The sequence below is a fragment of the Polyangiaceae bacterium genome (assembly GCA_015075635.1).
Taxonomy (GTDB): domain Bacteria; phylum Myxococcota_A; class Polyangia; order Polyangiales; family Polyangiaceae; genus JADJKB01.
The window spans coordinates 2,778,717-2,804,563 of record JABTUA010000001.1; the positions used below are offsets into that span (position 1 = coordinate 2,778,717).

The 25,847-nt window shown below is 71.1% G+C and carries 29 protein-coding genes, 1 tRNA gene and 1 pseudogene; 9 read left to right on the top strand and 22 right to left on the bottom strand.

Features of this window, described 5'->3' with window-relative positions; translation table 11 throughout:
- The first annotated feature begins 1 nt into the window (after position 1).
- From ccoG to HS104_12550, 7 genes are all read left to right on the top strand, one after another.
- Complete coding sequence (ccoG, locus tag HS104_12520) at positions 2-1,399, top strand: cytochrome c oxidase accessory protein CcoG (protein ID MBE7480792.1); 1,398 nt, start codon at positions 2-4, stop codon at positions 1,397-1,399.
- Positions 1,396-1,905: a FixH family protein gene (locus HS104_12525; protein ID MBE7480793.1), complete on the top strand. Its 510-nt coding sequence runs from the start codon at positions 1,396-1,398 to the stop codon at positions 1,903-1,905. The genes ccoG and HS104_12525 overlap by 4 nt, the downstream gene beginning before the upstream one ends.
- Positions 1,902-2,666, top strand: coding sequence for a sulfite exporter TauE/SafE family protein (locus tag HS104_12530; protein ID MBE7480794.1), 765 nt, complete (start codon positions 1,902-1,904; stop codon positions 2,664-2,666). The genes HS104_12525 and HS104_12530 overlap by 4 nt, the downstream gene beginning before the upstream one ends.
- A complete protein-coding gene (gene cadA / locus HS104_12535) occupies positions 2,663-5,116 on the top strand; it encodes a cadmium-translocating P-type ATPase (protein MBE7480795.1) in 2,454 nt (817 codons plus the stop codon). Before HS104_12530 ends, cadA begins: the two co-directional genes overlap by 4 nt.
- A complete protein-coding gene (ccoS, locus tag HS104_12540) occupies positions 5,113-5,256 on the top strand; it encodes a cbb3-type cytochrome oxidase assembly protein CcoS (protein ID MBE7480796.1) in 144 nt (47 codons plus the stop codon). Before cadA ends, ccoS begins: the two co-directional genes overlap by 4 nt.
- A gap of 68 nt (positions 5,257-5,324) precedes the next feature.
- Positions 5,325-5,687: a CBS domain-containing protein gene (locus tag HS104_12545; protein MBE7480797.1), complete on the top strand. Its 363-nt coding sequence runs from the start codon at positions 5,325-5,327 to the stop codon at positions 5,685-5,687.
- Between the two features lie 129 nt (positions 5,688-5,816).
- The gene (locus tag HS104_12550; protein MBE7480798.1) at positions 5,817-7,226 is read left to right on the top strand and encodes a sigma-54-dependent Fis family transcriptional regulator; all 1,410 of its coding nucleotides are present in this window, start codon (positions 5,817-5,819) and stop codon (positions 7,224-7,226) included.
- 165 nt (positions 7,227-7,391) lie between these two features.
- On the opposite strand, the gene HS104_12555 is transcribed toward HS104_12550, so the two are convergent.
- Together HS104_12555 and HS104_12560 are read right to left on the bottom strand one after the other, a co-directional pair.
- Entirely contained in the window at positions 7,392-9,956 is a 2,565-nt protein-coding gene (locus HS104_12555; GenBank protein MBE7480799.1) for a sulfatase, read from the bottom strand.
- Positions 9,953-12,097: a sulfatase gene (locus HS104_12560; protein MBE7480800.1), complete on the bottom strand. Its 2,145-nt coding sequence runs from the start codon at positions 12,095-12,097 to the stop codon at positions 9,953-9,955. Before HS104_12560 ends, HS104_12555 begins: the two co-directional genes overlap by 4 nt.
- A 241-nt stretch (positions 12,098-12,338) precedes the next feature.
- Here HS104_12560 and HS104_12565 point away from each other — a divergent pair, with 241 nt between their 5' ends.
- Both HS104_12565 and HS104_12570 read left to right on the top strand, forming a co-directional pair.
- Complete coding sequence (locus HS104_12565; GenBank protein ID MBE7480801.1) at positions 12,339-14,750, top strand: hypothetical protein; 2,412 nt, start codon at positions 12,339-12,341, stop codon at positions 14,748-14,750.
- Between the two features lie 126 nt (positions 14,751-14,876).
- Positions 14,877-14,951 (top strand) — tRNA-Lys (locus HS104_12570).
- A 188-nt stretch (positions 14,952-15,139) separates the two neighbouring features.
- Here the strand turns inward: HS104_12570 and HS104_12575 are convergent.
- From HS104_12575 to HS104_12670, 20 genes and pseudogenes are all read right to left on the bottom strand, one after another.
- Positions 15,140-16,357: pseudogene (locus HS104_12575) on the bottom strand (tyrosine-type recombinase/integrase).
- On the bottom strand, positions 16,347-16,955 hold the full coding sequence (locus tag HS104_12580) for a hypothetical protein (GenBank protein ID MBE7480802.1): 609 nt from the start codon (positions 16,953-16,955) through the stop codon (positions 16,347-16,349). Before HS104_12580 ends, HS104_12575 begins: the two are co-directional and overlap by 11 nt.
- 10 nt (positions 16,956-16,965) lie before the next feature.
- Positions 16,966-17,490 (bottom strand): hypothetical protein, encoded by a 525-nt coding sequence (locus HS104_12585; GenBank protein ID MBE7480803.1) that lies wholly within the window; start codon positions 17,488-17,490, stop codon positions 16,966-16,968.
- Positions 17,483-17,761, bottom strand: coding sequence for a hypothetical protein (locus tag HS104_12590; protein ID MBE7480804.1), 279 nt, complete (start codon positions 17,759-17,761; stop codon positions 17,483-17,485). Before HS104_12590 ends, HS104_12585 begins: the two co-directional genes overlap by 8 nt.
- Positions 17,754-18,146: a hypothetical protein gene (locus HS104_12595; protein MBE7480805.1), complete on the bottom strand. Its 393-nt coding sequence runs from the start codon at positions 18,144-18,146 to the stop codon at positions 17,754-17,756. Before HS104_12595 ends, HS104_12590 begins: the two co-directional genes overlap by 8 nt.
- Before the next feature lie 296 nt (positions 18,147-18,442).
- Complete coding sequence (locus HS104_12600; GenBank protein MBE7480806.1) at positions 18,443-18,982, bottom strand: hypothetical protein; 540 nt, start codon at positions 18,980-18,982, stop codon at positions 18,443-18,445.
- Positions 18,979-19,365, bottom strand: a complete 387-nt coding sequence (locus tag HS104_12605; GenBank protein MBE7480807.1) for a hypothetical protein — start codon at positions 19,363-19,365, stop codon at positions 18,979-18,981. The genes HS104_12600 and HS104_12605 overlap by 4 nt, the downstream gene beginning before the upstream one ends.
- Complete coding sequence (locus HS104_12610) at positions 19,362-19,796, bottom strand: hypothetical protein (protein ID MBE7480808.1); 435 nt, start codon at positions 19,794-19,796, stop codon at positions 19,362-19,364. Before HS104_12610 ends, HS104_12605 begins: the two co-directional genes overlap by 4 nt.
- Positions 19,793-20,569: a hypothetical protein gene (locus HS104_12615; protein MBE7480809.1), complete on the bottom strand. Its 777-nt coding sequence runs from the start codon at positions 20,567-20,569 to the stop codon at positions 19,793-19,795. The genes HS104_12610 and HS104_12615 overlap by 4 nt, the downstream gene beginning before the upstream one ends.
- Positions 20,566-20,811: a hypothetical protein gene (locus tag HS104_12620; GenBank protein ID MBE7480810.1), complete on the bottom strand. Its 246-nt coding sequence runs from the start codon at positions 20,809-20,811 to the stop codon at positions 20,566-20,568. Before HS104_12620 ends, HS104_12615 begins: the two co-directional genes overlap by 4 nt.
- Entirely contained in the window at positions 20,808-21,284 is a 477-nt protein-coding gene (locus HS104_12625; protein ID MBE7480811.1) for a hypothetical protein, read from the bottom strand. Before HS104_12625 ends, HS104_12620 begins: the two co-directional genes overlap by 4 nt.
- Positions 21,281-21,466 (bottom strand): hypothetical protein, encoded by a 186-nt coding sequence (locus tag HS104_12630; protein MBE7480812.1) that lies wholly within the window; start codon positions 21,464-21,466, stop codon positions 21,281-21,283. Before HS104_12630 ends, HS104_12625 begins: the two co-directional genes overlap by 4 nt.
- The gene (locus tag HS104_12635) at positions 21,463-21,957 is read right to left on the bottom strand and encodes a hypothetical protein (GenBank protein ID MBE7480813.1); all 495 of its coding nucleotides are present in this window, start codon (positions 21,955-21,957) and stop codon (positions 21,463-21,465) included. The genes HS104_12630 and HS104_12635 overlap by 4 nt, the downstream gene beginning before the upstream one ends.
- 234 nt (positions 21,958-22,191) lie before the next feature.
- On the bottom strand, positions 22,192-22,731 hold the full coding sequence (locus HS104_12640) for a hypothetical protein (GenBank protein MBE7480814.1): 540 nt from the start codon (positions 22,729-22,731) through the stop codon (positions 22,192-22,194).
- 443 nt (positions 22,732-23,174) lie between these two features.
- Positions 23,175-23,837 (bottom strand): hypothetical protein, encoded by a 663-nt coding sequence (locus HS104_12645; protein MBE7480815.1) that lies wholly within the window; start codon positions 23,835-23,837, stop codon positions 23,175-23,177.
- Positions 23,834-24,097 carry a hypothetical protein gene (locus tag HS104_12650; protein ID MBE7480816.1) on the bottom strand — a complete coding sequence of 88 codons (264 nt, stop codon included), beginning with the start codon at positions 24,095-24,097 and terminating at the stop codon, positions 23,834-23,836. The genes HS104_12645 and HS104_12650 overlap by 4 nt, the downstream gene beginning before the upstream one ends.
- Positions 24,094-24,330: a hypothetical protein gene (locus tag HS104_12655; protein ID MBE7480817.1), complete on the bottom strand. Its 237-nt coding sequence runs from the start codon at positions 24,328-24,330 to the stop codon at positions 24,094-24,096. Before HS104_12655 ends, HS104_12650 begins: the two co-directional genes overlap by 4 nt.
- Before the next feature lie 56 nt (positions 24,331-24,386).
- Complete coding sequence (locus HS104_12660) at positions 24,387-25,007, bottom strand: hypothetical protein (GenBank protein MBE7480818.1); 621 nt, start codon at positions 25,005-25,007, stop codon at positions 24,387-24,389.
- 144 nt (positions 25,008-25,151) lie between these two features.
- Entirely contained in the window at positions 25,152-25,430 is a 279-nt protein-coding gene (locus HS104_12665) for a hypothetical protein (GenBank protein ID MBE7480819.1), read from the bottom strand.
- A 151-nt stretch (positions 25,431-25,581) separates the two neighbouring features.
- Positions 25,582-25,806, bottom strand: coding sequence for a hypothetical protein (locus HS104_12670; GenBank protein ID MBE7480820.1), 225 nt, complete (start codon positions 25,804-25,806; stop codon positions 25,582-25,584).
- Between the last annotated feature and the right edge of the window lie 41 nt (positions 25,807-25,847).

Consider the following 25,847-nt stretch of genomic DNA (forward strand, 5'->3'; position numbering starts at 1 on the left):
CATGTCCGGCCCCCTGCCCGCGCCCGAACGCGTGCTGCCCACCCTGAACGCGGACGGCACGCGGCGGCTCATCCATCCGAAGGTCCACCCGGGCCGCTACTGGAGAGCGCGCCTGATGACGGGCTGGGGCCTGATCGCGCTCTTCGTGGCACTGCCGTTCGTGAAGATGAACGGCAAGCCAGTGATGCTGCTCGACGTCCCTGCGCGGCAGTTCCACCTGCTCGGCGGCACCTTCCTGGCCACCGACGGCGTGCTCTTGATGCTGCTCCTGCTCAGCATCTTCGTGCTGATCATCTGGCTCACCGCGCTGCTCGGCCGAGGCTGGTGCGGCTGGGCGTGCCCGCAGACCGTGTACATGGAGTTCCTGTTCCGGCCCATCGAGCGCCTGTTCGAGGGCGACCGGGCGAAGCAGATCGCGCTCGACAAACGGAAGGGCCCGAGCCTCCGGCGGATCGCCAAGAACCTGGTGTTCGCCCTGCTCAGCGTGCTCGTGGCCAACGTGTTCTTGGCCTATTTCGTCGGGGTGGAGCGGCTCTCGCGCTGGGTCACGCAGTCTCCGCTCGAGCACCCGACGGGGTTCTTGGTGATGGCCGTCACCGCGGGCCTGGTGATGCTCGACTTCGCCTGGTTCCGCGAGCAAATGTGCACCGTCGCTTGCCCCTACGCGCGGCTCCAGTCGGTGCTGCTCGACAAGCGCTCGCTGGTCGTGGCCTACGACGGCGCCCGCGGCGAGCCGCGCAGCAAGGGCAAGCCGAAGCCGGGCTCCGGCGACTGCATCGACTGCAACGCCTGCGTCGTCACCTGCCCCACCGGCATCGACATCCGCGAGGGACTCCAGCTCGAGTGCATCGCCTGCACGCAGTGCGTGGACGCCTGCGACTCCATCATGGACCGCATCGGCAAGCCCCGCGGGCTCATCCGCTACAGCTCGCAGGAGGCGATGGAGACCCGCAAGCGCCCGCGCTACCTCAGGCCGCGCGTGCTGATCTACCCGGTGGTGCTGGCCGGGTTCGTGACGGCGCTCTTGGTCGTCGCCTCCCGCATCGGCGGCGCGGACGTGACCATCCTCCGGGGCATCGGCGCGCCCTTCGTGGAGCAGCCCGACGGCATTCAGAACCAGATCCGCGTCAAGATCGAGAATCGCACCAGCAACAAGCAGCGCTACCAGATCCTCATCCTGGACGCGCCGGACGCCAAGCTGATCGCGCCGGAGAACCCGCTGCCGGTGCGCGCCGGCAGCCACGAGTCCACGAGCGTGTTCGTGATCGCGCCGCGCGAGAGCTTCCACGACGGGCAGCGGCCGGTGCGCTTTCAGATCACGGACGAATCGGGCTTCCAGAAAGAGGTCTCGTACAAGCTGCTCGGACCAAGGGAACCGTCGGCCGGAGGTGGCTCATGACTGCAACGAAGGTCGAGAAATTGACTCGTGGCGGGCGCTTCTGGTCGCTCATGCCCGTGGTCTTCATCGTGGCCATGGTGCTCGGCCTCGGCAGCCTCGCGCTGATCGCCACCGACGATCCGTCCTTCGCCGTCGAGAAGGACTACTACAAGAAGGCCGTGGCCTGGGACGAAGCTCGGGCGCAGGCCGCCGAGAACGCCCGCCTGGGCTGGAAGGTCGAGCTCTCGACCGAGCCGCACGGCAAGGAGCTCCGAGTCGTGGCCCGGGTGAAGGACGCCCGCGGCGCGCCGATCCAAGGCGCCGCCGTGGCGCTGGAAGCCTTCGCGAACGCCCGCGCGTCGCGGGTGGTCTCCACTCGGCTCGAGGGCGCCGAGGACCAGAGCTACCGCGGCGGCGTCGCGCTCACCCAGTCCGGACTCTGGGAGTTCCGCTTCAGCGTGGAGGCTCGGGGAAGGCGCTTCACCGAGACCGTGCGCCAGGAAGTCCGCGCCGGAGGTGCGTCGTGAACCTCTCGCTGCTGCTGCCCATCGTCGGGGCGAGCCTGGTCGGAAGCCTGCACTGCGCCGGCATGTGCGGCCCTTTCACCGCGTTCTACGCCGGCAACGACCGCACGCGCGGCGCGGCGCGCGGGGCGTCTCACGCGGCCTACCACCTGGGACGGCTCGCGACCTACGTGGGGCTCGGCGCCCTCGCCGGCGGCATCGGCAGCGCTGCGGATCTCGCCGGGCGCGCCGCCGGCGTCGGGCGCGTGGCGGCCTTCGCTGCCGGTACGCTGATGATCGCCTGGGCGCTCGCGCTCTTGCTCGAGCACGCCGGCGTGGCGGTGAGCTGGCTGCGTGCGCCGACCCGACTGCGCTCGCTCGCGCTGTCCGTCCTCGGCCGGGTGCGCGAGCGCCCGCCGCTGACGCGCGCGCTCCTCGTGGGGCTCTCGTCCACGCTCCTGCCCTGCGGCTGGCTGTGGGCGTTCGCGGTGGCCGCCGCCGGCACCGGCAGCGCCGCCGCCGGCGCGCTGGTCATGGCCGCGTTCTGGAGCGGCACGGTGCCGCTCCTCTTGGGCCTCGGCGTCGGGGTGCAGCGGCTGTCCGAGCGCCTGCGCCAGCACGTCCCGGTGCTGAGCGCCATCGCGCTGCTCGCGATTGGCATCGCGGGTCTGTTCGGCCGCATCAACGCGCCGGCGCTCGCGCTCCGCGACGCGCGCGGCGTGCTCTCCGCGGCTGAGCTCCCTGCCGAGCCGCCGTGCCACGCCAAGAAGGCGGCGGCGCGATGACGCAAGCGGCCCTCGCTGCCTTCGCTCCGGCACGCGCCGGGAGCGAAGTCGCGTGTGGCCACTGCGGGTTGCCCGTTCCTCCAGCGCTGGTGGCGGCGGAGGCGGCGACCCAGTTCTGCTGCGACGGCTGCCGCACGGTGTACGCCGTGATCCACGGCGCGGGCCTCGAGCGCTATTACACCGAGCGCGCCGAGGTCGGCCTCGAAGGTCGCCGCGCCGCGACCAGCGACAAGAGCTACGCCGAGCTCGACGACCCGGCGTTCCTGTCCGTGTACTGCCGGCCCGCGGGACCGGGTCTCTCGGAGGTGGAGCTCTACCTCGAGAACCTGCACTGCCCCGCCTGCGTGTGGCTGGTCGAGAAGCTCGGCCGTCTGGTGCCGGGAGTCGTGGCGGCCAGCGTCGATCTCGGGCGGTCCACCGTGCGCGTCACTTGGCCGCCGGACCAGCTGCGCCTCTCCGCCGTGGCCAGGGGGCTGGCCCAGCTCGGCTACCCGCCGCACCCGCGCCAGAGCGCGGACACCGCCGAGCTCCGCCGCGTCGAGGATCGCGCCCTGCTCGCGCGCATGGCGGTCGCGGGCGCGGTGTTCGGCAACGTGATGTTGCTCGCGGTCGCGCTCTACGCCGGCGCGTTCCAGGGCATGGACGCGGACTACCAGCAGTTCTTCCGCTGGGCCAGCCTCGTGGTGGTCACGCCCGCGGTGGCCTGGTCAGCGGGCGAGTTCTACCGCGGCGCCTGGGCTGCGCTGCGTACCCGGACGCCGCACATGGACCTGCCGGTGAGCATCGGCATCCTGGCCGGCTTCGTCTGGGGCGCGGTGAGCGTGCTGCGAGAGCGCGGCGAGATCTACTTCGACTCGGTCGCGGCGGTGGTGTTCCTGCTCCTGGTCGGCCGCTGGCTGCAGCGCAAGCGGCAGCACGCGGCGCAGAACGCGGCAGACCTCTTGTATTCGCTGGCGCCCTCGAGCGCGCGGCTGGTCGAAGACGGCGAGACGCGCGAGGTCCCCATCGAGTCCGTCGCCGAGGGCGCGCTGCTCGAGGTGCGCGCCGGCGAGAGCTTCCCCGCCGACGGCGCCGTGGTCGAGGGTCACTCGTCGGTGGACGCATCGCTCCTGACCGGCGAGTCGCGCCCCGAGGACATCGGTCCCGAGAGCCGCGTCCACGCCGGCACCGTCAACGTGAGCGGCGCGATCCGCATGCGCGCCGAGAAGACCGGCCAGGCCACGCGCGTGGGCAAGCTGCTCCGGAGCGTGGGTGAAGCGGCCACCCGGCGTGCGCCCATCGCGCTCTTGGCGGACAAGGCGGCGGGCCGCTTCGTGGTCGGGGCCCTCGGCCTCGCGGCGCTCACGCTGCTCGGGTGGTGGCGCGTGGATCCCGAGCGCGCCATCGAGAATGCCATCGCGCTCCTGGTCGTGACCTGTCCCTGCGCGCTCGGCTTGGCGACGCCGCTGGCGGTCAGCGCCGCCATCGGCAAGGCCGCCCGCCGCGGCATTCTGGTCAAGGGCGGCGACGCCCTCGAGCGCCTCGCCACGCCCTCGCTGGTGGTGTTCGACAAGACCGGCACGCTCACCGAAGGTCGGCTGGAGCTCGGGCGCTGGGAAGGTGATCCCACGCTTCAGCGCGCGGTGGTCGCCCTGGAGAGCCGCTCCGCTCACCCCATCGCGCTGGCGTTCCAGCGGGCGTTGCCCGCCTGTGATTTGCCCGTGGAAGGCTTCGCCCAGACGCCCGGTGGCGGCGTCGAAGCCAGCGTGGAGGGGCAGCGCGTCGCCGTGGGGTCTCTCGCCTTCGTGCGCTCCCGAGCCGAAGTCCCCATCGAGCTCGAGCAGCAGGCACTTCGTGCCGCCGAGGCCGGTGAGACTCCGGTGCTGATCGCCGCAGGCGGCGTCGCCTGCGCCCTCGCCTGCTTCGTCGATCCGCTGCGCGCCGACGCGCGGGCGAGCCTCGAACGCCTGCGGGCGCTCGGGCACGAGGTCGCGATCTTGAGCGGCGATCAGCCGCAAGTCGCCCAGAGTGTCGCCGCGCGTCTGGGCATCGATCTCACGTTCGTGCAGGGTGGAGCCTCCCCGGAGGACAAGCTCGCGGTCATCGAGCGCGAGGCGGCACGGCGGCGCGTGGTCATGGTGGGCGATGGCGTGAACGATGCCGCGGCGCTGGCCCGAGCCCACGTCGGCATCGCGGTGCACGGGGGTGCCGAGGCCAGCCTGGGCGCCGCCGACGTGTTCACCACCCGACCCGGCGTGGGCCCAGTGGTTGAGCTGTTCGAGGGCGGCCGGCGCACGCTAGGCGTGATCCGTCGCAACATGCTGCTGTCGCTGGGCTACAACTTGATCTGCGCGACCCTCGCGGTGGTCGGGGCCATCGCCCCGTGGATCGCCGCAATATTGATGCCGGTCTCCTCGCTGACGGTGGTGACGAGCTCTTACCGGTCCAAGACTTTCCCGGAGGCGACGTGAGCGCTCTATTCGTGGTCTTGCCTCTGGCACTGATTCTGGTCAGCGGCGCGGTGTTTGCATTCCTGTGGGCCGCGCGGCGCGGGCAGTTCGACGACCTGGACACTCCCGCCGTCCGCGTCCTCCACGATGACGACGACTGAGCCCGCGGGCCGGCGTCACAGAAGCGAGCCCTGCCATGACCAAAAAGCTGCTCACGATCCGCGACTACATGACGGAATCTCCCCACACCATCGGCTCCGAGCAGTCGCTCACCAAGGCGCACGCGCTGATGCGCGACCACAACATCCGGCACCTGCCGGTGCTGCACGGCGGGCAGCTGGCCGGGATGGTCACCGTGCGAGATTTGCACCTGGTGGAGACGCTGAAGGACGTGGATCCGGAGACCGTGCGCGTCGAAGAGGCGATGACCTCCGAGCCCTACGTGGTCGCCCCGACGGCGTTGCTCAAGGACGTCGTGCTCGAAATGGCGGAGAGAAAGCTGGGCTCCGCCATCGTCGTGGACGGCAAGAAGGTGGTCGGGGTGTTCACCACCGTCGATGCGCTGCGGGCTCTTGCCGACGCGATCGACTGACGACGCAAATTCGGCGTCGCCCGGAGGCCAGACGCAATTTTCGCGCAATCGCCCCGGTCCTGTGCTGGAATTGTCGGGAAATTGCCCAGGCACGAGTCCTGCAAAGGTTGCGCACGAACGGAGAGAGCCATGAGCAAGGGACGCATTCTTGTCGTCGACGACGAACCCAACGCCAGGACCGCGCTAGCCGAGATCCTGAAGGAGGAAGGCTATCAGGTCGAGACCGCGGCCGACGGCTTCAAGGGCCTGGCCCGGGCCGAGGAGTTCTCCCCCGATCTGGTGCTGAGCGATCTGAAGATGCCGGGCATGGACGGGGTCGAGCTCTTGCGCAAGCTGCGCCAGCACGCGGCGGAGCTGCCGGTGGTGCTCATGACCGCGTTCGGCGCGGTGGAGACGGCCGTCAGCGCCATGCGTGAAGGCGCCAGCGACTACCTGACCAAGCCGCTCAACACCGACGAGCTGGTGCTGGTGATCGACCGCGCGCTCGAGCGCACGCGCCTGCGTCGGGAGACCCACGAGCTCCGGAGCCAGCTCTCCGAGCGCTACCGCTTCGACAACATCATCGGCAACTCGCCCGAGATGCAGGAGGTGTTCAAGTCCGTCGCGCAGGTCGCGCCGAGCCGCGCCACCGTGCTCCTGACGGGCGAGTCCGGCACGGGCAAGGAGCTCGTCGCCGCAGCCATCCACCATCGCTCGCCGCGCAAGGACGGACCCTTCGTCCGGCTGCACTGCGCGGCCCTGGCCGAGACGCTGCTCGAGAGCGAGCTCTTCGGTCACGAGCGTGGCGCGTACACCGGCGCGGACCGTCGTCGCGAGGGACGTTTCGAGCAGGCCAACGGCGGCACGCTGTTCCTCGACGAGATCGGCGACATCACGCCCTCCACGCAGGTCAAGCTGTTGCGCGTGTTGCAGGAACGCCAGTTCGAGCGCGTGGGTGGCAACCAGACCCTCACCGTCGATGTTCGCCTGATCGCGGCCACCAACCGCGATCTGAAGGTGCTGGTCGCCGACGGCCGCTTCCGCGAAGACCTGTACTACCGGCTCAACGTCATCAACGTGCACCTCCCCCCGCTCCGCCGCCGCAAGAGCGACGTCGCAGCCCTGGCCGCGCACTTCCTCGAGCGCTTCGGGCGCGAGAACGAGAAGCGCGTGGAGCGCTTCAGCGACGCCGCGCTGGCCCAGATCGTCGCGTATGGCTGGCCCGGCAACGTGCGCGAGCTCGAGAACGTCGTCGAACGCGCGGTGGTGCTGGCCGACGGTCCCACCATCGAGCTGCACCACCTGCCGGCGGAGCTCGGCTCGGTGGAAGGCGAGAGCCCCGTCCCGACCATTCCGGGCTCGTCGATGGCGGACATCGAGCGGCACGCCATCTTGACCACCCTCGAGGCCCACGGCGGCTCGACCAGCAAGGCGGCCGAGGTGCTGGGCATCAGCGTGCGCAAGATCCAGTACAAGCTGCACGAGTACGGCGCGGCGCCGAAGAGCGCAGTGCCGGCGGTGCGCAAGACCGACAAGGCCGACCACCTGCACCCGCGCTGATCGGCAGGCGTTTTTCCGCTGGATCCGCCCCAGTCCGGCGGGGGTTGAAAGCCCCCCCCAAGCCGTGGATGCTCGACCCGGACGGAAGGGGGACAGCCTCGTTCGTCTGGCCTCGCGTGCGTCGCCGCTTCTCGGCGCGGCGCACGCGGGCCGCTCTCGACGCGCTCAGCGCACGTAGCCCCAGGCCTTCATCAGGCCCATCGCTTCGGCCTTCGCGGCGTCGCCCTGAGCGAGCTCCAGCTCGCGCGGTCCTGTGTCGCGGATCACGTACAGGCCCACGTCCGCCGCCGCGTCGATGAAGGGCAGCGTCGCGCCCGCCACGCTGCGCCGCGCGCTCTCGCCGCGCACGCCGGTCGCGAGCATCTTGGCCTCGAGGCCGAACGAGCCGGCGAAGATCTTCTCGGCTGGCCAGGGCGCGTCGTCCAAGCGGAGCTCCCACTCGAGCTCGGCGTTCGGGGGATCCACGGCGAGCTCGAACGCCAACACGCCTTCCGGCACGAGCGATAGGTCGAGCTCCACCCTCCCCGCCTCGGAGCGCAGCGCGCCTTCCGCCAGCTCGTTGCCCAGAGCAACGACCGTCGCCGGTCCGCCGTCGGCCCCGAGCGCGCGGATGCGCCCCTTCAGCCGATGCAACCCGCTGCCACCCGCGAAGTACAAGTGATACTTCGGAGGCTTGGTGGTGGAGGCCGCCGCAGACTGCGCGCTCCGCTTGCGGTCCGCCTCGAGCAGCCGCGCCACCACCTCCGGGTGCTGCTTCGTCACCTCGACGCGTTCCCCGGGATCGCTCTCCAGGTCGTGGAGCTCGAGCGGACGTGACTTGCGGCGGCCCTTGACGCGCACGTGACGATACGCCGGATCGCGGATCACCAAGCGCCAGCGGCCGACGCGGATCGAGTGCGCGCCTCGACCCTCGACAACGATGGGCCGCTCGGGATCGGGCTTGCCCCGCACCATGTGCAGGAGCGAGGAGCCGCGCAGCGAGCTCGGCGCATCGATGCCGGCGAGCTCGAGCAGCGTGGGCACGATGTCGATGCTCGAGACCGGGTCCTTCACGCGCAGGCCCGCCGGCAGCTTCTTCGGCAGGCGCAGGATCAGCGGCACGTGCGCGGTCTCGTCGTAGAGCGACGAAAGGTGGTGGAAGCGTCCCCCGATGCGCGGACCGCCGTCGACCCCGTCCGGGATCGCCTCGTGCTCGCGGCTCAGCGTCTCGCCGTGATCGGCGGTGAGCAGCACCAGCGTGTCCTCGCTGAGCCCCAGCTCGTCGAGCTTGGCCAACAGCTCGCCGACGGCGGCGTCGTCTTTGTGGATCTCCGCCAGATAGCTCCGCAGCATGCGGTCCTCGGGCCCTCGCGGCGGGCGCGGGATGGCCGCCTTGGCGGCGGGCGGCGGCTGGTAGGGCGAGTGCGGCGAGTTCAGGTTGACGAAGAAGAAGAAGCGACGCGCGCGGTGCTGCTCCAACAGGCGCATGGTGTCGCGCACGATCTCGGCGGTGTCGTCGCGGTTGTAGCGATGGTCGATCAGGCCTTCGAAGCCCATGTCCACTCCGACGCCGGAGTAGCCGACCATGTAGAAGTTGTTGACGATGGCGCGGCAGAGCGCGCCCCGCGGGCGGAGCAAGAGCGGCAAGAACGGCGGGCGCTTCGCGTAGAGCGCGCGCACGTCCGCCGGCGCCGGCACGAGCGGCAGAGCCGAGAGTCCCAGGTCGCTCGACAGCGTGCCCGCCAGCATCGCCAGGGTCCCCGGCCGCGTCCAGGTGCCGCCCGAGTACGCCCGGACGAAGTGCACGCCCTGCTTCGCCAGCGCGTCGATCCGCGGCGCCACCTCGGGCAGGCGCGGCAGCCACGCCTCGAGCGGCGGCGGCTTCGCCGCGGCCATCTTGGCGTCGGTCTCGTCGTCGTGAGCGGACGAGAGCGCGTCGCCGCGGAGCGAGTCCACGACGATGAAGAGCACGTTGAACGGCAGCTCGCTCGCGCTCGCGCCGAGCACGTTGGGTGTCCCCCAGTAGGCCGCCGCCGGCTCGACCCCCTTGACCCGCGCTCGCGTGGTGAGCTCGAGCTCCAGGCTCTTGCCGGCGTACTCCTCCAGCGACAGGTGCCAGTCCGCGAACGACCCCGTGTGCCCGCCCGCGACGAACCTCTTGCCGAGCACGACGCGCTCGCCGCCGGGCACCCGCACCGCAACCTCGAAATCGACCCCTCCCATCCCCTGCCCCGCGATGGCCGGCGCGACCTCCAGCACCGCGCCGGCCGGGATCGGCAGCGACGGGAAGCGCAGCGTCGCCGGCGGGGGCGCCAAGATGGCCTCGCGCTGATCGAAGGTTCCCTCGGTCATGTTCCAGACCTTGGGATCGGGGATCCAGACCGTCTTGCCGAGCGCCTGCTTGGTCTGCTTACCCGCGCTGCGAACCAGCGACACTTGCTGGACGGCGCGGCCGACCTCGCCGCTCGGCGCGGAGTAGGGCGAACGCATGCGGCGCCAGTAGGCCAGCTCCTTGTCCACCTCTGCGAGCTCCGGCGCGTCCACGACGGCGCTCGGGAGCCGATCGACGAGTCGAATGGCGACTCCGGGAGCGCTGCCGTGCACGGGCTCCGGCGGCGGCCTCGGCGCGGGCCTCGGGGAGAGCGGCGGCGCGTCGGCGTGCACCGGATCGGCGAGCTTGCCGATGGCCGCCACCGAACCAATCGCGAGGGCCACCACCGCGAGCTGCGCGGCGCGTTCCTTCCAGCTCACCGCGCGGCCTCCCCCCGGGGGACCAGCATGTCCCCCTCGCGCTGCATGCCGCGGTCGAGCAGCATCCACTGCCAGAGCTCCCGCGACAGGCGCTCGACCACGTCCGGGTGCTCCCGGGCGACGTCGCGCGTCTCGAGCGGATCGACCTCGGTGTCGTACAAGAGCCAGCGAACGCCGCTGCGCGTCGGCGCGTACACCAGCTTGAAGCGCTGATCGCGCACCATGCGGTGCTTGGCGGTGACCAGCAGGGGCTCCAAGTCGGCCCGCGCCACGAGCTCCCCGCCAGCGCCGCTGTCCACCTCGACGACCTCGGTCAGATCCGGATAGGGCAACCTCAACGACGGCGGCACGTCGGGGATCTGGCGCGTGAACCAGATGCCGGTCTCGGCGAAGGCCGAGCGCCGCGGGAGCTCCTTGCCCTCGAGCGCGGGGACCAGCGAGCGGCCGTCCATGTCGGCGTCGCACTCGACCGCCGCGAGCTCGCACAGGCTCGGGGCGATGTCCACCGAGCGCACGACGCTCGCTATGCGGTGCCCACCGCGGCGCCGAGGATCGACCACCAGCAGCGGAACCCGCGAGGCCTCGTCGCCGAACAGGTGGTCGCCGTGCCCCTGCCCGCGGCCGGGCTCGTACAAGCACTCGCCGTGATCGGCGGTGACCACCACGATGGTGCTCTCGGAGAGCCCGCGGCGAGCGAGGCCCGCGAGCAAGCTCGCCGCAGCCTCGTCCACCGCGGAGACCGCCCCGTCGTACAGCGCGCGCACCGCCTTCACGTCCGCCTCACCCGGCTGGTGCTCCGCGAAGATGGCCGGGGACTTTCCGTAGCGGTACGGGCCGCGGTAGCTCCGGTCCAGGAAACGCGACCAATGGGGCGCCGGCGCCGAATAAGGGAAGTGCGTGGTCGAGTAGAACGCCACCACGAAGAACGGCTTGCCGCCCGCCGCGTCGATCTCCGCGAGCGCGTCCGCCGAGAGCGCGCGGGCATCGGTGGTGTCGTGCAGCTCGCGCAGCGTGGGCAACAGGCGCCGCGCCGGCCGCGAGCGGAGCAGCGGCAGGATCGGGCTCTGCCCGCCGACGATGGTCTCGCGAACCAGCTCGCGCACGTTGAACGTCGGGGTCACCGCTCGACCGAACCCGAAGTCGCAGCGCCGGAAGATGTCGCCGGCGAAGTCGCTGACGACCGCCGTGTGGTAGCCCGCGGCGGCGAAGCGGCGCGGGATGCTGCCCACGTCGAGCGAGCGCGGCTCCCGCCGCGGGAACATGTGGCGGATGCCGTGGTGGTGTGGATCCTTGCCGCTCAGGATCGACATCCAGGAGGGGAAAGTCCGCGGCAAGCTGACGTAGGCCCGCTCGAACAGCGTGCCCTTCTGGGCGAGCCGAGACAGCTCCGGCGCCACCCGAGGCTCGAGCCGGTCGGCGCGCAGCGAGTCGGCCGCGATCATCAGCACGTTCGGTCGGGCGCCGGCAGCGCGCGCCGCGCGCACCCCTAGCCCTCCCGGGAGCTCCGGCGAGAGCCCCAAGAGCAGGACCAGCACGGCCGCTCCTCCGCCGGCGGCCCAAAGCCGCGAGCGCCGCTCGCGAAGCTCCCGCAGCGCAGGCGCGGCGAAGAACCCGAGGCCCGCAAGAGCAGCGACCGCGACCACGCCCGTGGGACCGAGCACGTCGCAGACGGCGATCTGCAGCAGCGCGCGCACGCCCCCGCCGCCGTAGAGGCTCGGCGCGTAGGCTTGCGGGTGACTGGCGAGGTCGAACGCCCAGAGCAGCGCGTGGGTCACCGCGACCACGCCGAGCGAGGGCCAGGCCAAGCGTGGAGCGGCTCGAACGGGCCGCCCCGCCAGGCGATCGCGGAGCGACAGCAACAGGCCCGCGGAGGCGCCGAGCGCGAGGCCGAGCACGATTGCAGTCGAGAGCGCCAAGAGCGACGCATCCAGCACCTCGCCCCGAAAGCGCGTGGCGATCAGCCGCCGCACGACCGGCGCGCTCACGCCCTGGACTCGCTCGTCGGCAAGCGTGCTCGCCAGCGACAGCAGCGACAGCAGCGCGAGGTACCCGGCGCCCGCGAGGGTTGGCCGGAAGAAGCGGCGGAGCAGGCTCGGCGGAGCCGCCGGCTCGAGCGGAGCGCGTTCGTCCGATGCCGGCATCCTGCCTCGCCCGGGAATAGCAGATCGCGCGGAGGCCGCTTGCCCGGCGTTTCGGAGATGACCCATATCCGTACACCTGCGGACACTCCGCCCGCTCCATTGAGGCTGCTAGGCTCATGTAACTACACACCTTATTGAGGCAACAAATCCCTGATTGCCTGCCCGACCCAGCAGACCTAGGGTCCGCCCCCTGTCCCGCCGTCCGCATCGGCTCGGCGGGTCCTTACCGGGAGGCATCTCTATGAAACGCTCGACTCGCAGATTGATCTCGTACTCCGCGCTGGCGCTCGGCATGTCCGTGCTGGCGTGCGGTGGCGATGACGGCACCAGCAGCTCCGGTGGAGGCGGCACCGGCAACGTCGGAGCAAAGGGCGGGACGGGCGGGGGTGGCACCGGCGGCGTCGGCAACACCGGCGGCGGCGGTGTCGGCAACACGGGCGGCGGCGGCACTGGTGGCGTCGGGAACACCGGAGGCGGTGGCACCGGAGGCGGCACCGGCGGCATCGCGGGCGGCGGCACCGGCGGCGGCACCGGCACGGACGCCGACGGTGACGGCTACGACTCGACCAAGGACTGCGACGACACCAACAAGGATGTCAACCCCGGCGCGACCGAGACCTGCAACGGAATCGACGACAACTGCGATACCCAGATCGACGAGGGCGTGACCAGCACGTTCTACGTCGACGGCGACGGCGACAACTACGGCGTCGACAACGCGACGTCCAACAAGACCGCCTGCACGGCGCCGACGGGCTACGCCTCGGCGAAGGGCGACTGCGACGACAAGGACGGCGCGGTGTACCCGGGCAACACCGAGGTCTGCGACGGCAAGGACAACGACTGCGCCAACGGCGTGGACGACGGCGTGACGAAGAACGACTACTACAACGACGTCGATGGCGACGGGTACGGCGCGGGCACCGCGACCAAGGCCTGCACGCCCCCCGGCACGACCTGGGTCGCCCAGGGCGGCGACTGCAACGACAACGACAAGGCGATGTTCCCGGGCAACCCGGAGATCTGCGACAGCAAGGACAACGACTGCAACGCCGCCACGCCGGACCCGGGCAGCCAGACTTGGTACCAGGACAGCGACGGCGACGGCTACGGCAACCAGAGCGCCACCCAGACGGCCTGCGCGCAGCCCACGGGCTACGTCGCCGCGAGCCCGGTGTTCGACTGCAAGGACAACGACAAGACCATCAATCCCCAGGCCATCGAGCTCTGCGACGGAATCGACAACAACTGCGTCAACGGCATCGACGAGGGTTCAATCGCAACCTACGTCGACGCCGACGGTGACGGTTTCGGCGACAGCGCGGGCACCGTGCAGTACCTGTGCAAAGTCACGACGGGCAGGGCCGACAACAACCAGGACTGCAACGACAAGAACAAGGCCATCAACCCCGACGCGACCGAGATCCCGGGCAACAGCATCGACGAGAACTGCGACGGCAAGGACACCTCGGCCGGCACGCTGTGCGGCTACAAGACCTATTCGGCCACCACGTTGCCGGACTACTTCTTGGGGATCTTCTCCACCGCGGACAAGAACACCGGCGGCCCCATGGGAGCGAACTACTACTGGGAGGACCACGAGATCTCCGCGACGGCGGGCCAGACCTTCACCATCTTCGAGACGAAGGCCTACGACTCCGCCGTCGTGCCGCGCCTGTACGTGAACGGGCCGAACTCCTGCACCGCGGGCACGCTGACCTCCTTCGCAGTCAGCCAGGGCAACCCGGCCGGCGCGCACCTCGCGACCCGCGTGATCAGCAACGCCACCGCCGGCTACTACGTCGCCTCCGCGACCACCGCCGCTGCCAACCAGCAGGGCTACTACCGCCTCGACGTCGTTCCTGGCGCCGTCGGTACCAGCTGTGGCATCGACTCCTTCCGCCTCTGGCCACACGGCATGAGAGTCGTGGATTCGATGAGCACCGCCGGAACGGTGTCGCCGATGCCGGCAGGCTACATCGGGGACGATATCGAGACCTACCTCGCAGCAGGAACGACCTACACGATTCTGCAAGGCGGCTCGGCGGGCGTGGTCGATCGCATCTACAAGGCGGCGGCAGGCTCCTGCACGACCGCCATCGGGACACCCGCCACGTCGGGCATCCTGAACGGCGGCGCGCGGCTCGTCTACACTCCGACTGCTGCGGGCGTGTACGCGTTCTGGGCAGGGGCCAACTCCACCACCTACCTCGGCACGGCGTACAGCTTCAACATCGTCCAGGGCAACGTCGGTGAGTCCTGCTTCACCGGCACGGCGCCCGCCGGCGGGAATGGTGATGCGCACGTGATCTGGCCGCTCGGCGGAACCGTCGGCGAGTCTCTTGCCATTGGCGACCGCATCGGCGACATCCTCACCACGCGGTTCCACGACGACTTCGAGACGTACCTCGAGCCGGGCGAGACCATCAACGTCACCGTCACCCGCACCGGCGGCTCGGCCTGGACGCCGCGCATCTACCTGACGCGCGCGGGGGCCTGCACGAGCGCCGTCGCCTCGGCTGTCCCGGCGTCGGGCAACGTCGCGACGCTGACCTACAACGTTCCGGCCACGAGCCCCGGCATCTACACCATCGTCGTGACCAGCAGCGCCGCGAGCGGCACCGGCACCTACACCCTGCAAACCTCCTACTGACCGACCTTCGGGTCCACGGCGGGCTCCGAGCCAAGCTCGGAGCCCGCGGTGTTTTGTGGCGCCTTCTCTGTGGCCGAACGGGCAGGTTCGAGGTAGACAGAGCGCCCCCGGCCTCGGCCGGGCTCCGGGTCGATAGCTCAGCCTGGTTAGAGCTGCGGATTTTTAATCCGTCGGTCCTGGGTTCGAGTCCCAGTCGACCCACCTCCTGTGGGGCAGCCGTGGGGCAATCCTGCCCCACGGAACAGCCCTCGGCGGGGCTTCGGAGCGCGCCTCGGCCGGGGCGCGGCCCGCGCCGGGACCTGCCCCGCGTCGACCTCCTGGGCGAGCTCGGGCACAGCTTGGTCGAGGGGCTTCAGCCACCCGAGGCCGAGCTCCGACGCGCCACGAGCGGCCCGCCGGTACCGGTTGATCATCTGGCTCGAGCGGTGCCCCGTGCGGTCTGCCACCCACGTCTCGGACCTCCCGGCCGCGAGCGCCAGCGTGATGAACGTCGCCCGGAGGTCATGAACCCTCACGGGCCGCCGCTGCGCGGTCTTGGCGAAGAGCTCGTGGCGGTCCACGCCGGCGGCGCGCAAGTCCCGCTCGCGGAACAGCTCGGCGAGCCCGTCGATCTCCACGGGCACGCTGCTCTCGGCGAAGACCGGCTCGCCCGCGAGCTCGCCGGCGGTCAGGCCCGAGCGTTTCGACCAGCACACGAGCGCGCGGACGACGTCCTCCCCGAGGGCCCATGCGCGCGGGTCGTTGGTCTTGTTCGCGTCGAGCGTGAGGACGCCTCGCTCGAGGTCGACGTCGCGCCAGCGGAGCGCCACGGCCTCGCTCAGGCGCAGGCCCTCGCGTGCGAGGACGCCGTAGAGCATCCGGCGCACCAGCGGCGTCGCCGCGCACGCCAGGAGAGCGGCGTCCTCGGCCGGGTACAGGAACGCGAAGGCCGGCGGCTTGCCCTGCTTGGGCAGGAAGCCACGAGGCAACGGGTTCGCGGCGATGAGGCGGCACGGGTACACGGCCAGCGAGAGCAGCCGATAGATCCCCTGCCCGTAGTGCCGGCGGGTTGCCGGGCGCGTCGCGGTCTCGGGGAGCTGGCGCATGGCGCGCTCGGCGTGGTCGAGCGTGAAGCGGTCGAGGGGCACGTCGCCAAGCTTCACGCCGCCGACGTCGAGCTCGTTCAGGTAGCGGAAGCGCGAGGCGTCGTCGGTCGAGTCCTTCGGCTTCACGTGGTCGGGCCACTCGGCGTGGAGTCTGCCGCTCGTCCACTGCTCGGCGAGCTCGCGGAACGTCGTGCACCGCGGCTCCGAGCCCATGGCGGGCAGCTTCCCGCCGACCAGGTCCTCCGCCACCTTCCGGATCGCCGGCAGCATGCCGTCCGGGTCCGCGCAGGCCATGCCGAGCAGCTTCTCGGCGTCCGGGTCCTCGAGCTTCGATGCCTGCTCGAAGGCCTCGACCAGCGCCGCCACGAAGGCCGCACGCGTCTCGGCCTGGTCGCGCCGGTTCGGATCCCGGCACGTCTCGAGCGCGAACGTGCGACGCACGCCAGCGACCCGAAGGCGAAGCGTCCAGCGCTTCCCCGCGAAGCGGAGCTCGCCGGTGATCGACTTTCGTTCACTTGCCATCGCCACCGTTGCCTCCCTTCACGCTCCCCCATTCCTTCGCTTTCCACTCCCGCGTGGCTACCCCGAAAGCCTCGACCGCTTCGCGCGCGAGACGAAGGTCATTCGTGCGGTCGCGGATGGCCTCGGCCAAGAACTCGCGAAGGTCATTCCCTGGCGGCGCGTTCTGCTGAGAGAGGCAGAAGTGCCTTCCCACGGAACCCGCGGCGGCCTTGAGCCGAAGCCAGGCAGTCTCATAGGGCGCGTCTAGGTCCGGCGGCAGGAAGAGCCCTGTGCGCTGTGCGGTCTGCCGATGGCTTTCGGCGCGCTCCGACATGCTCTCGGCGTCGTCCCACCTGCGGGAGTCGACGGCGGTCACGTCACGCTCGAGCGAAGCCTCCCAGTCGCGCAAGCAGCGCATGGCGGTTTCCGCCGACTCGGCAGCGAGCTTGAACACCTCGAGCTGACGCTGAGACGCTAGCTGCAAAGCCGTGGCGTTCGCGGCGACGTCCTTCGCGAGCTCGGCCTTCTTCGTCTCGAGCTGCTTCCCGACGTCGACCGCAATCCACCAGCCGGCGATAGCGCCGAAAACCGAGACCGCGGCGCCAATCAGCGCGACCACGACAGACGCGTCAAGCATGCTCGCCTCCGTTGGGGCGCCCTTCGGGTAGCCGCCCGACCCTGCGGCTCATCAATCGGTAGCGGGCGAGATCTTCGTCCGTCGCGTTGCCGTCTGCGACGTCGAGCACGACCTGCAGCTCCTGACCTCCGATCGTGCACCACTCGAGCAGCTCGGCAGCGACGCGCTCGATCGCGGGCCAGTTGTCGCGAACGAACGCCTCGGCTCTCGCCAGGTGCGTGCCGAGGTCGGTTCGGCCGCTCCGCGCCAGGATCTCGGATGCGCGCTCGAGGTCCTCGTTCGCCCCTTCCTTCGCGTCTGCGGGGTCTTCTCCACCGCGCACTGCGGCGGCGTACCCCACGAGAAGGGCAAGAATCAGGTCATCGTCGGTCCCGTCCTCATACACATGCGAGGCGCGCCCGAGTGTGCCGGGCCTTGGCTCGATGCTGACTTCGGCGCACCCGAAGTCCAATCGCTCGTCGGCGACGGCATGTGCCGCTTCGTGGAGCGCGGTCGCCCGTTCGCCCGCGTCAGCCACGGTCAGCCCCTACCTGCTCCGCGGCCTCCGCGACCTGGAAGAGCAGATCGCACGGCTCGAGGGGCGCGTCCGCGGTGCCGAGGGTCGCGACGACGTAGGCGCGCTCGGCCGCCAGGAGACGGCGCACGGCTTCGGCGTCGTCGCCGACGCTGTTCGCCTGGCGTGCGGCGTGGACGGCGATGAAGACCTCGCCCCAACGCCGGCGCGTTTCGTTCCACTGCTCGCGGAGCTCGGCCTCGACGGCCTCGAGGTCTTTGCAGAGGTCAGCCATGGGCGTGCTCCTCGCCGGCGGCGCGCTCGTTCGCGTCCACTTCCGGCCGCGCTAGGCCCTGCGCGCGCCAGGCGCCCGCTGGGCGAGCGCCGAGGGCGGCGTCCGCGAGCTCCGCGCGCGCTGTGCGCTCGATGGCGTTGAGCATGCTCTCGGCCCGGACCAGGGCGAGAGCCAGGTTGGCGTGGCCGTCGTGGCTCTCGGCGCAGCCTTCCGAGCTCGCCAGGGTCAAGGCCTCGAAGGCGTCCCGGAGCTCGGCGCGGACTTCGCCGATCCCGTCCGCGACCTCGACGGCGAGCCACTCCCGGGACTGCCGATCGGTGGGGTTGGCACGTGCCTGCCCGCGCTTCTTTCCGCCCGCTTCGTTCGCTACACTCTTCGTGCTCATGGGATCTAACCTCCTGTGAGTCGGGGCTCCGGGCGGTTGCACGCCGCGGGGCCTTTTCAATTCCAGCCTACGCCGGAGCCCCGTCGATGGAAACCGCCCGAGCTCCGGGGCGCGAAACGTCCGCGTTCGTGACGCGCGCGGGCGCCGCGCGGCCAGCCGTCGACGGCGTCGAGTGTCCTCGACCTGGTCGACGTCGGAGACCTGCCCCGCCCGGGCATGGCGGGCCCTGCCACGAGGCGGACCGCTCGCGAGTTGCCCCGAGCCGACGACGTCGCCGGGGCTGGCGCTTGCCAACTTCAGGCGATGAGCGCGAGCCATGCGGTTGCCCGTTGGATCTGGACGTACGCGGCGCGCTCCACCTGCGCAGGCGACGTCGACCAAGAGAGCCGCTCGATGTGGTCGCGCGGCCCCGTGACATAGTCCGATGCGGCCTCGACGCGGGCGCCAGCGAAGGCGGACTGGAAGGCCGAGCGGTGCTTGCCCAGCGCGCCGACCAGGAACACGTTGCCAGCCACGAGCGCGGCCGCGGCGGTGAGCCTCTGCGTGATCGCGGTCGAGTCGTACGGGTTGAACGTCAGCGCCGGCGGCGCCGGCTGGCCGGCTTCGCCGTAGGCGTAGTCAGCCGCCTCGAGCGCCTGGGCTGCGACCGCGGTTGCGGCCGCGATCCATGCACCCTTCGCGTCGTCGATCTCCGACGTCCAGTGGGCGGACAGCTGCGCCCCGAGCTTCGCGAGCTCGTCGCGGATCTTCTGCCCGAGCTCCGCGTTCACGCCGGCGAGTCCGGCGAGCGCGGCGTCAACTGCGGCGAGCGAGGTTGCGGTATCGATGACGGTCATGATCTCCCAGCCTTCAAGCGAGCGCGCACGACTGCGGCGGTCAGCGGATGGATCGGCTGCAGCGCCAGCGCCCGGTACATGGTCACGGGCGAGTGAAGCCCGAGAGCGCGCGCGGCCTCGGCGCCCTGCAGGTTCCCGATGAGCCTTCGGGCGGCCGCGGCCTCGTCGCGGGACAGGTGCTCGAGCTTCGTCCCTGCCGCGGTGTCCACGTCGTCGCGCACGCCGCGGCGCACGTCCGGCACGTCCCGGACCTCCAGGCGGGTGCCGGCGACCTCGCGGACGCCGCGACGCAGGGCGGGGCGAGGCTTCGCGCCCGGCGCCGGCGCGTTCTCACACGCGGGCGCCAGGCACCGGCCGGGGTGGAAGCCGTGACGGCAAGTCACGCGCGACGCCCCGACGGGCTCTTCGCGCGAATCGCGTCTCGATTCCGCGCGTAGTCTGCGGGCTTGACGCCGTACTTCCTGCACATGTCCAGCTCGCGCTGCGAGAGCCGTGCAATGGCCGTCGGTGCCGTCGGTGGCTCCTCCGCCTCGGCACCGTCGCCCCCACCGACCGCGCCCTCGCAGGCGTGGATGGCGTCGCTGCGATCCTTTTCGGGATCGTAGCCGGTGAAGAGTTGCGCGAGGATCTTGTCGATCCCGTCCAGGGCCTTCTGTGCCTGCTTGGGGTCCAGCCCCGTGAGGCCGTGCTTGCGAATCATGGTGTTCGTTTCCTTTCTGGGCTGCTCGAGAACGATCTCAGTTGAGGCGCCGACCGCGATGCCGCGCGCGAGCAGCGCCGCGCGGACCTCGGAAGGCGTTCGTTTGCGGATCATGGCGTGCGCTCTCGCTCGCGCTGCGCCGGCGGCAGGGCTTCGATGCGCTCGAATTCACCCCACCGGACGGCGAAGAGCTGCTCGAGGTCGGCGCTCGTCCGCTGCTTGTCGCGCGCCTTGCACCTGTCCTCGAGGCCGGCGAGCTCGCGGAGCTCGAAGATCGAGAACCACGCCACGATCGCCGGCGCCCGGCGTCCCTCGAGGTAGGCGAGCCCGCGGACGTCGGGCGAGGGCCGGTGGTAGTCGTGCGAGAAGTCCGCGCCGTGTTCGACGAAGTCCACCGCGAGAGCCCGCGTCGAATCTTCGGCTCTCCGGGCTTCGGTGGGCACGTCGACCACGGGCAGTCTCGCCGCGCGCCTGGCCTCCGCGAACTCCCGGAAGCGGCACGCCTCGGCGGCCTCAGCGACGACGCAAGCATTCTGGCGCTCGAGCGCCTCGCGAGCGTCGATGGTTCCCTCGGCGCGGCGCGAGTGCGCGACGTCGACAGCGCTCGCGGCCTTCCGGCACTCGGCCTCGGCGCGGTCGAGCGCCTTCGCGGCGACGTCGTAGCGCTTGAAGTCGGCGCGGGCCTTGGCGACCAGCTCCGACACCACGGGCAAGATCAGCTCGCGCCGCGGCCCCCGCACCTGCTTCGCATCGGCCTCGAGCTGCTCGAGCCGCTCGAGCCGTAGCCGCGCGTTCTTCTCGGCGCTCTCGTCGTGCTCTCGACGCAGGCGCGCCTCGACCGCCTGTGTGCGCAATTCGTTCTCCGTCGGGATCATGCTGGCTTTCATGAAAGGTCCTTCTGCTGCTGTGCGGCGCTGCCGCGGTGATGTTGTCGCGCGAGCTCAACGATCTCGGCCTCGCGCTCGGCCACGATGACCGCGAACACGAGGGCGAGCTCGGCACCGCACTCGAGCACGAACCCGAGCCGCTCCTGCGCGTACACGCAGAGCAGGATCCGGAGCTCTTCGCTCGAGGGCGTGGTGCGCCCGATGAGCTCGCCCCATCGCGGATTGCCGAGCGGCCCGCTCATGGCGCCTCCGTGCCCGGGAAGCGCTCGACGTCATCGTCCTCTTGGCGCTGCGCGGCCGCTTCGCGTGCCCACCTGCAGGCGTGGCCAAGGGATGAGCGCTCTGAGCCGGAGATGACCGTGGCGTTGCCCACGCGCTCGCGGTCATGGCGGCGGACACGGACGAACGTCACGACCGCGCCGCGGCTGTGCGAGCGCTCGACGGAGATCTCGAGCTCCAGCTCGCTCCCGTGCGGCAAGAGGGCTACTACCTCTCTCCCGCTGAACCGCGACTCGCCGGCGCGGCGCAATGCCTCGACCAGGGCGTCGACCGCGGGTCCAACGTAGAAGGCCGTGCGCCCGATGCGGCGGCCGCCGTCGTACCGCGTGACGCTCACGCTCGGCGTTTCGCCGGGCCACGCCATGGCGCCGATCATGCGCACGACCCCGCTCGCGAGCGTCACGGACGAGAAGACCCGGCTGGTCGAGGCGCTCACGACGGGCCTCCGGTTCGTCGAGCGACGCCGGCGAGCAGCGCCAGGCCCGGCGCCGAGGCCTCGAGGAAAAGCGCGGCGACGTCGGGACGGCCGCGCAGGGCCGCGAGCCACGCTTCGGCGAGGAGCGTGTCCAGCACGGCGCGGAAGCCGTCGAGCTCGGCAGCGGTCGCGGGTCGGCTCATGCGCCCCCTCTCGCCGAGCGACGCATGCGCTCGAGGATCTTCGCGCGGGCGCTCGCTGCGGCCTGCTCCAGCGCGTCTCGCGACACGAGCACCATGTCGTCGGCGATCGGCAGCGAGCGTTGAATCCGTGTCGCCAGGCAGAGCAGGGCGCTGCGGAGCCGCTGAGTCCGGGAGAGGCCTGCGTCGTCCCCGTTCTTGCGAGCCTGCTCCGCGTCCCGCCGGAGGTCGGCGAGCTCGCGCTGCAGCTCTAGCAGGAGCCCCTCGGGCGTCATGGGCTCGACGGGCAGGGGCGCCGAGGGCTCTGGCGACGAGGGCGCAGCCGGCGCGCCCTTGGTCGACGCGGCTGGCTTGGCTGGCTTCACTTGGCGGAGCGCGTTGGACACGGTCCCGCGCGACACGCCGGTTTTCTCGGCGATCTCCTCGTGCGTCGCGTTGCGCGCCTTGAGCTTCTTGATCTCGCGAACGAGCGAGGGATTCAGCTTACGCGGCATGAATCCAGCCCCTTCCGCTCGTTTGGCTGCCAAATGGCGGCGGAAAAACGGCGCAAACCGGGTGAGAGGCGGCCTCTTTGTAGGTCTGGGGCCCACCCGGGAGGGGGTAAAAACGGCCCCACGTCAGCGCGTAGGCGAGGAGCTTCTCGATGCGCGCGGGCTCCTCGAGCATGAGCCCAGTCCGGCCCTCTGAGCCGGGTAGGGGTGCCCTAAGGAGGTGTCTCGAGCTGGCCATCATGACGCGCCTCCGGCGAGCAGGCGCCGCGCATTCTCGCGGCCGCGCTCGAGGTCCACGGAGCCTCCGCTCTGGGGCTTCCAGCCGGGCTTGGCGTCGCGACGGCGCAGGAGGGCGAAGCGCTTCGGGTCGGTCGCGATCGCCTTGATGCTCGTCGTGCCTCCGAAGTCCGAGAGCACGGCATTCCGCACCGTGCGCGTGGCGGTCTCGACGTCCCAGCCGGATGCCTCGAGCAGGCGGTACACGGCCGCGCCGTCGGCGCCGTCGAAGGTCTTGAGCTTCGAACCCGTGGCTTGCTCGAACGCGAGGGCATACGCCTCGACGACGGCGCCATGGGCGGCCCGCTGCTGCTCGGTGTGCTCGTGCTTCGGCGTCTTCTTCTTCGGCGCCTTCTTCGGCTTCGGTGCCGGCGCAGCGCAGCGCGCGGAACTCTCCGACGATCTCTCCGACGATCCTCCGACGATCCTCGGAAGAGGTGTTCCGCTTTCGCCTGCAGAGTCGTTCCGGTTTGCCCCCCCGATCTCTTCCGGTTTGGTCACGAAGCAAAGCGGAAGATGTGTGCCGGTTTCGACGTCGAAAGCGGCAGAGCCGTTCCGCTTTGAAAGCGGCAGAGCCCTTCCGGTTTCCGCGAGCACGAGGCGCCACGTGTCCGAGGTCCGCCCGCCCCCTTCCCGACCTCGGGCCGATCGCTCGAGCCGCACGGGCGACCGAACGATCCGCGCCTGCCACGGTGCTCCCGGCCGGCCACGCACGCGAACCTCGAGCCCTGCCGGCGACGCCGCGGCCTCGATGTCCCGGAGCCGCTCCCGTAGCTCGCGAGGCGAGCAGCCGACCGCGCTCGCAAGCTCGGCCTGGCCGTACCATGCGACGCCGGTCTCCGCGTTCGCGTGGAGCGCCAGGACGTGGATCACGTGCTTCAGCTGCTCGGGCAAGTCGCTCCGAGCCGCGGCCCACATGACCTCGAGGGTGAACGGCCGCTCGCTCACCACGCCTCCACGACCATGCCCCGGGGCTCCCAGAACTTTCGGGTCGTGCCCGTGCCGTAGCGCGCAGCGAGCTCGGCCAGGGTGAGCCCCGTCGCCGCATGCGTGGGCCGCCGGTCGCGATACCGCCGGTCGACGATCTCCGTGATGAGCGGCTCGCTTCCGCCGGCCTCGTGGCCCAAGTCGTCGATCACGAGCCAGGACGCGCCGAAGGCGTGCTCGAGCGCGTCGGCGGTGCCGGCGCCGAGCCGGTGTCCCTTCACCGCGCGCACGAGCTCGGCGGCCGTGAGGTAGCGGGCGCGACGCAGCATTCGCCACGCGCGCAGTTGCTTCCACGCCGGCGAGTCCGCCAGCGCCGCCGCATCCGCGGCGAGCCTGTTCGCGAGCGCAACGAGCGCCGTGGACTTCCCGATGCCGGTCGGTCCGGTCAGGACCGCGCCGCCTTCGCTCCAGCGCGCGACGAACGCCAGCAGCAGCGGATGGCGCATCTCGGGGGCGCCCACCCGGGCGTGCGGCCACGTCGGGAAACCTGCCTTCTCGGGAGCCGCGAGGATGCGGGCGCGGAGCTCGTGCGCACGCTGCTCGCCGTCGTCGATCGGGAGCGCGTCGACGGCAGGGGGGCGGGCTGGGAGCGCGTCAACCGGGGCGGGGCGAGCGATCATCGACGCCCCCTGCCGAGGCGCGCGAGCACCGCGGCCTCGGGGTCGAGCTCGGGCTCCGCCGCGCCGCGCTCGAGGGCCTCGGCGAGCTGGCGCGCCGGGATGAGACGACGCTCGCCGACCTCGACCACCGGCACGCCGACCGAGCGAGCGAGGGCGAGAGCCTCGCGCCACGAGCACCCGAGCGCGGCGACCGCGTTGTCGGGCCCGACGAGCAGGGGCGCGACCGGCGCCGTCGGCGCGGTGCGGGTGCCGCGGCTCACGGTAGCTCCTCGGGGTCCAGTTGTTCGGCCGGCGAGACCTCGAGGCGCTCGAGCGCCCTCTCCGCCAGGGCGATCGTGCCGCGTCGGACGCGAAGTCCCGCGGCCAGCCGCATCGCACTCTCACGGCCGATTCCCAGGGTTTTCGCGGCACGATCGGCGCCGCGTTCGTCGATCAGCTGGCGAGCTCGTTCGCGAAGATCCGGGTTCGGGAGTCGGCGCAACATCGACGCCAAGATGCTGGCGGAGCAACGCCCGGGTCCAGGGTCTGACTAGATCGGCGCCGAAGTAGTCAGACGTCCTTGTCCTGCAGGAGCGAGCGCGCCTGGATTCCGGTCAGCCCCCAACCCTTCAGCGCTGCGACGGCGAGGCCTTTGCCGTCCAGGCGGCGCTTCGCCGCCGCCCGGATCGCCTCGGCAATCCGCAGGAAGGTTTCGACCTGATCGCCGCACTTCGGCACGAGGCCGGCCCCGACTCCCTGCCAGAGAAGCATGCCGAGCTCGAGGGCGACCGCCTTGGATACAGTTTCGGTGTCCAGTTCGGCCCGGTGGTCTTCCAAGGCCGCTGCAGCTCGCGCGACGAAGCGCCGCGCGAGCTCGGCGCGCGTGACGTAGGGGTGAAGCCCGACGTGCTCGCCGAGGTAGCGTCGGGCCCAACGCACGGGCCCGCCCTTCGCGTCCAGCGCCTCGATGTCGCCCCTCAGCACCGCTTGGTCAATTCCGGCCAACGCCACCTCGATCGCGCGCGCCATCTGATCACCGTTGAGCGCAGCGCGATGCCAGGCGACAAGCGCCCTGCTCAGCGCGAGTTGCGCCGTGCCCGTCGGCGTCAAGCCGGCGTTCGCGGCCGCGACGAGCCAAGGGTCAACGTTGCCGTTCGCTTGGGGGCGCTGTAGCTTCTTGTCGGACGTCACGATCGTCCCTTCCGGCCGGGCACGGGTAGCAGCGTGCGCCGGCCGGTTTGTTCTAGCGCCGTTCTCGCCGCTACTCCACCCGGACGGACTGCCAGATCAACGCAGCGCCGAGCGCGAGCCCGGCGGCGAGCATGATGAGCTCGGTCACGGCCGCCCCTTCCCGGCGCGCCGGGCGCGTTCGGCCGCAAGGTCCACGGTCTCCGCTCGGGCCCTCTGGCGGGCGTGCAGCGCGTTCGCGAGCTCGGCCTCGGCGCGGAGGTCACCCGAGGCGCGCGCGTTCGCCAGCGCGTTAGCCAGCGCCCGCTCGACCGCATCCGCGGGCAGAGCGGCCGCGAGCTCGTCGGCGGTGGCCTCGAGCGCGACGCCGAGCGCTCGATCCCATGCCTCGCGCGCGATGACGTCTTGCCCCACAGCTTGCCCCACGGAGGGGGTGTTGGAGGCGCTTGGAGGCACTTGAGCGGTGCACGGCGCAGCGTCTTTCTCGGAGAGCGCAGACGGATTGCAGGACTGGTCCCGCTTTTTAATCCGTCGGTCCAGGGTTCGAATCCCTGTCGACCCACTGCCTACGGGGCAATCACGGCCGCGCGCTCGGCTGCGCCGGTCTGTGCTCCGGCGTTCCGCTCGAGCCGGCGCCGTAGTAGCCGCTGCTGGACTCGGAGCCGGGCCCTGCGGTCGGCGTGTTCGCGTACTCCTCCTGGTCGGAGTATTCGGGGTCGGGACCCTGGGCGGGCTGCGCGCGGGAGCCGCAGGCGCCGACGAAGAGGGCAAGGCCGCCCAGGCAAAGGACGAGTGGTCTCATGAGCCCGGCGCCTAGCAAGGCGCCGGCCAAGTGAGGATTCG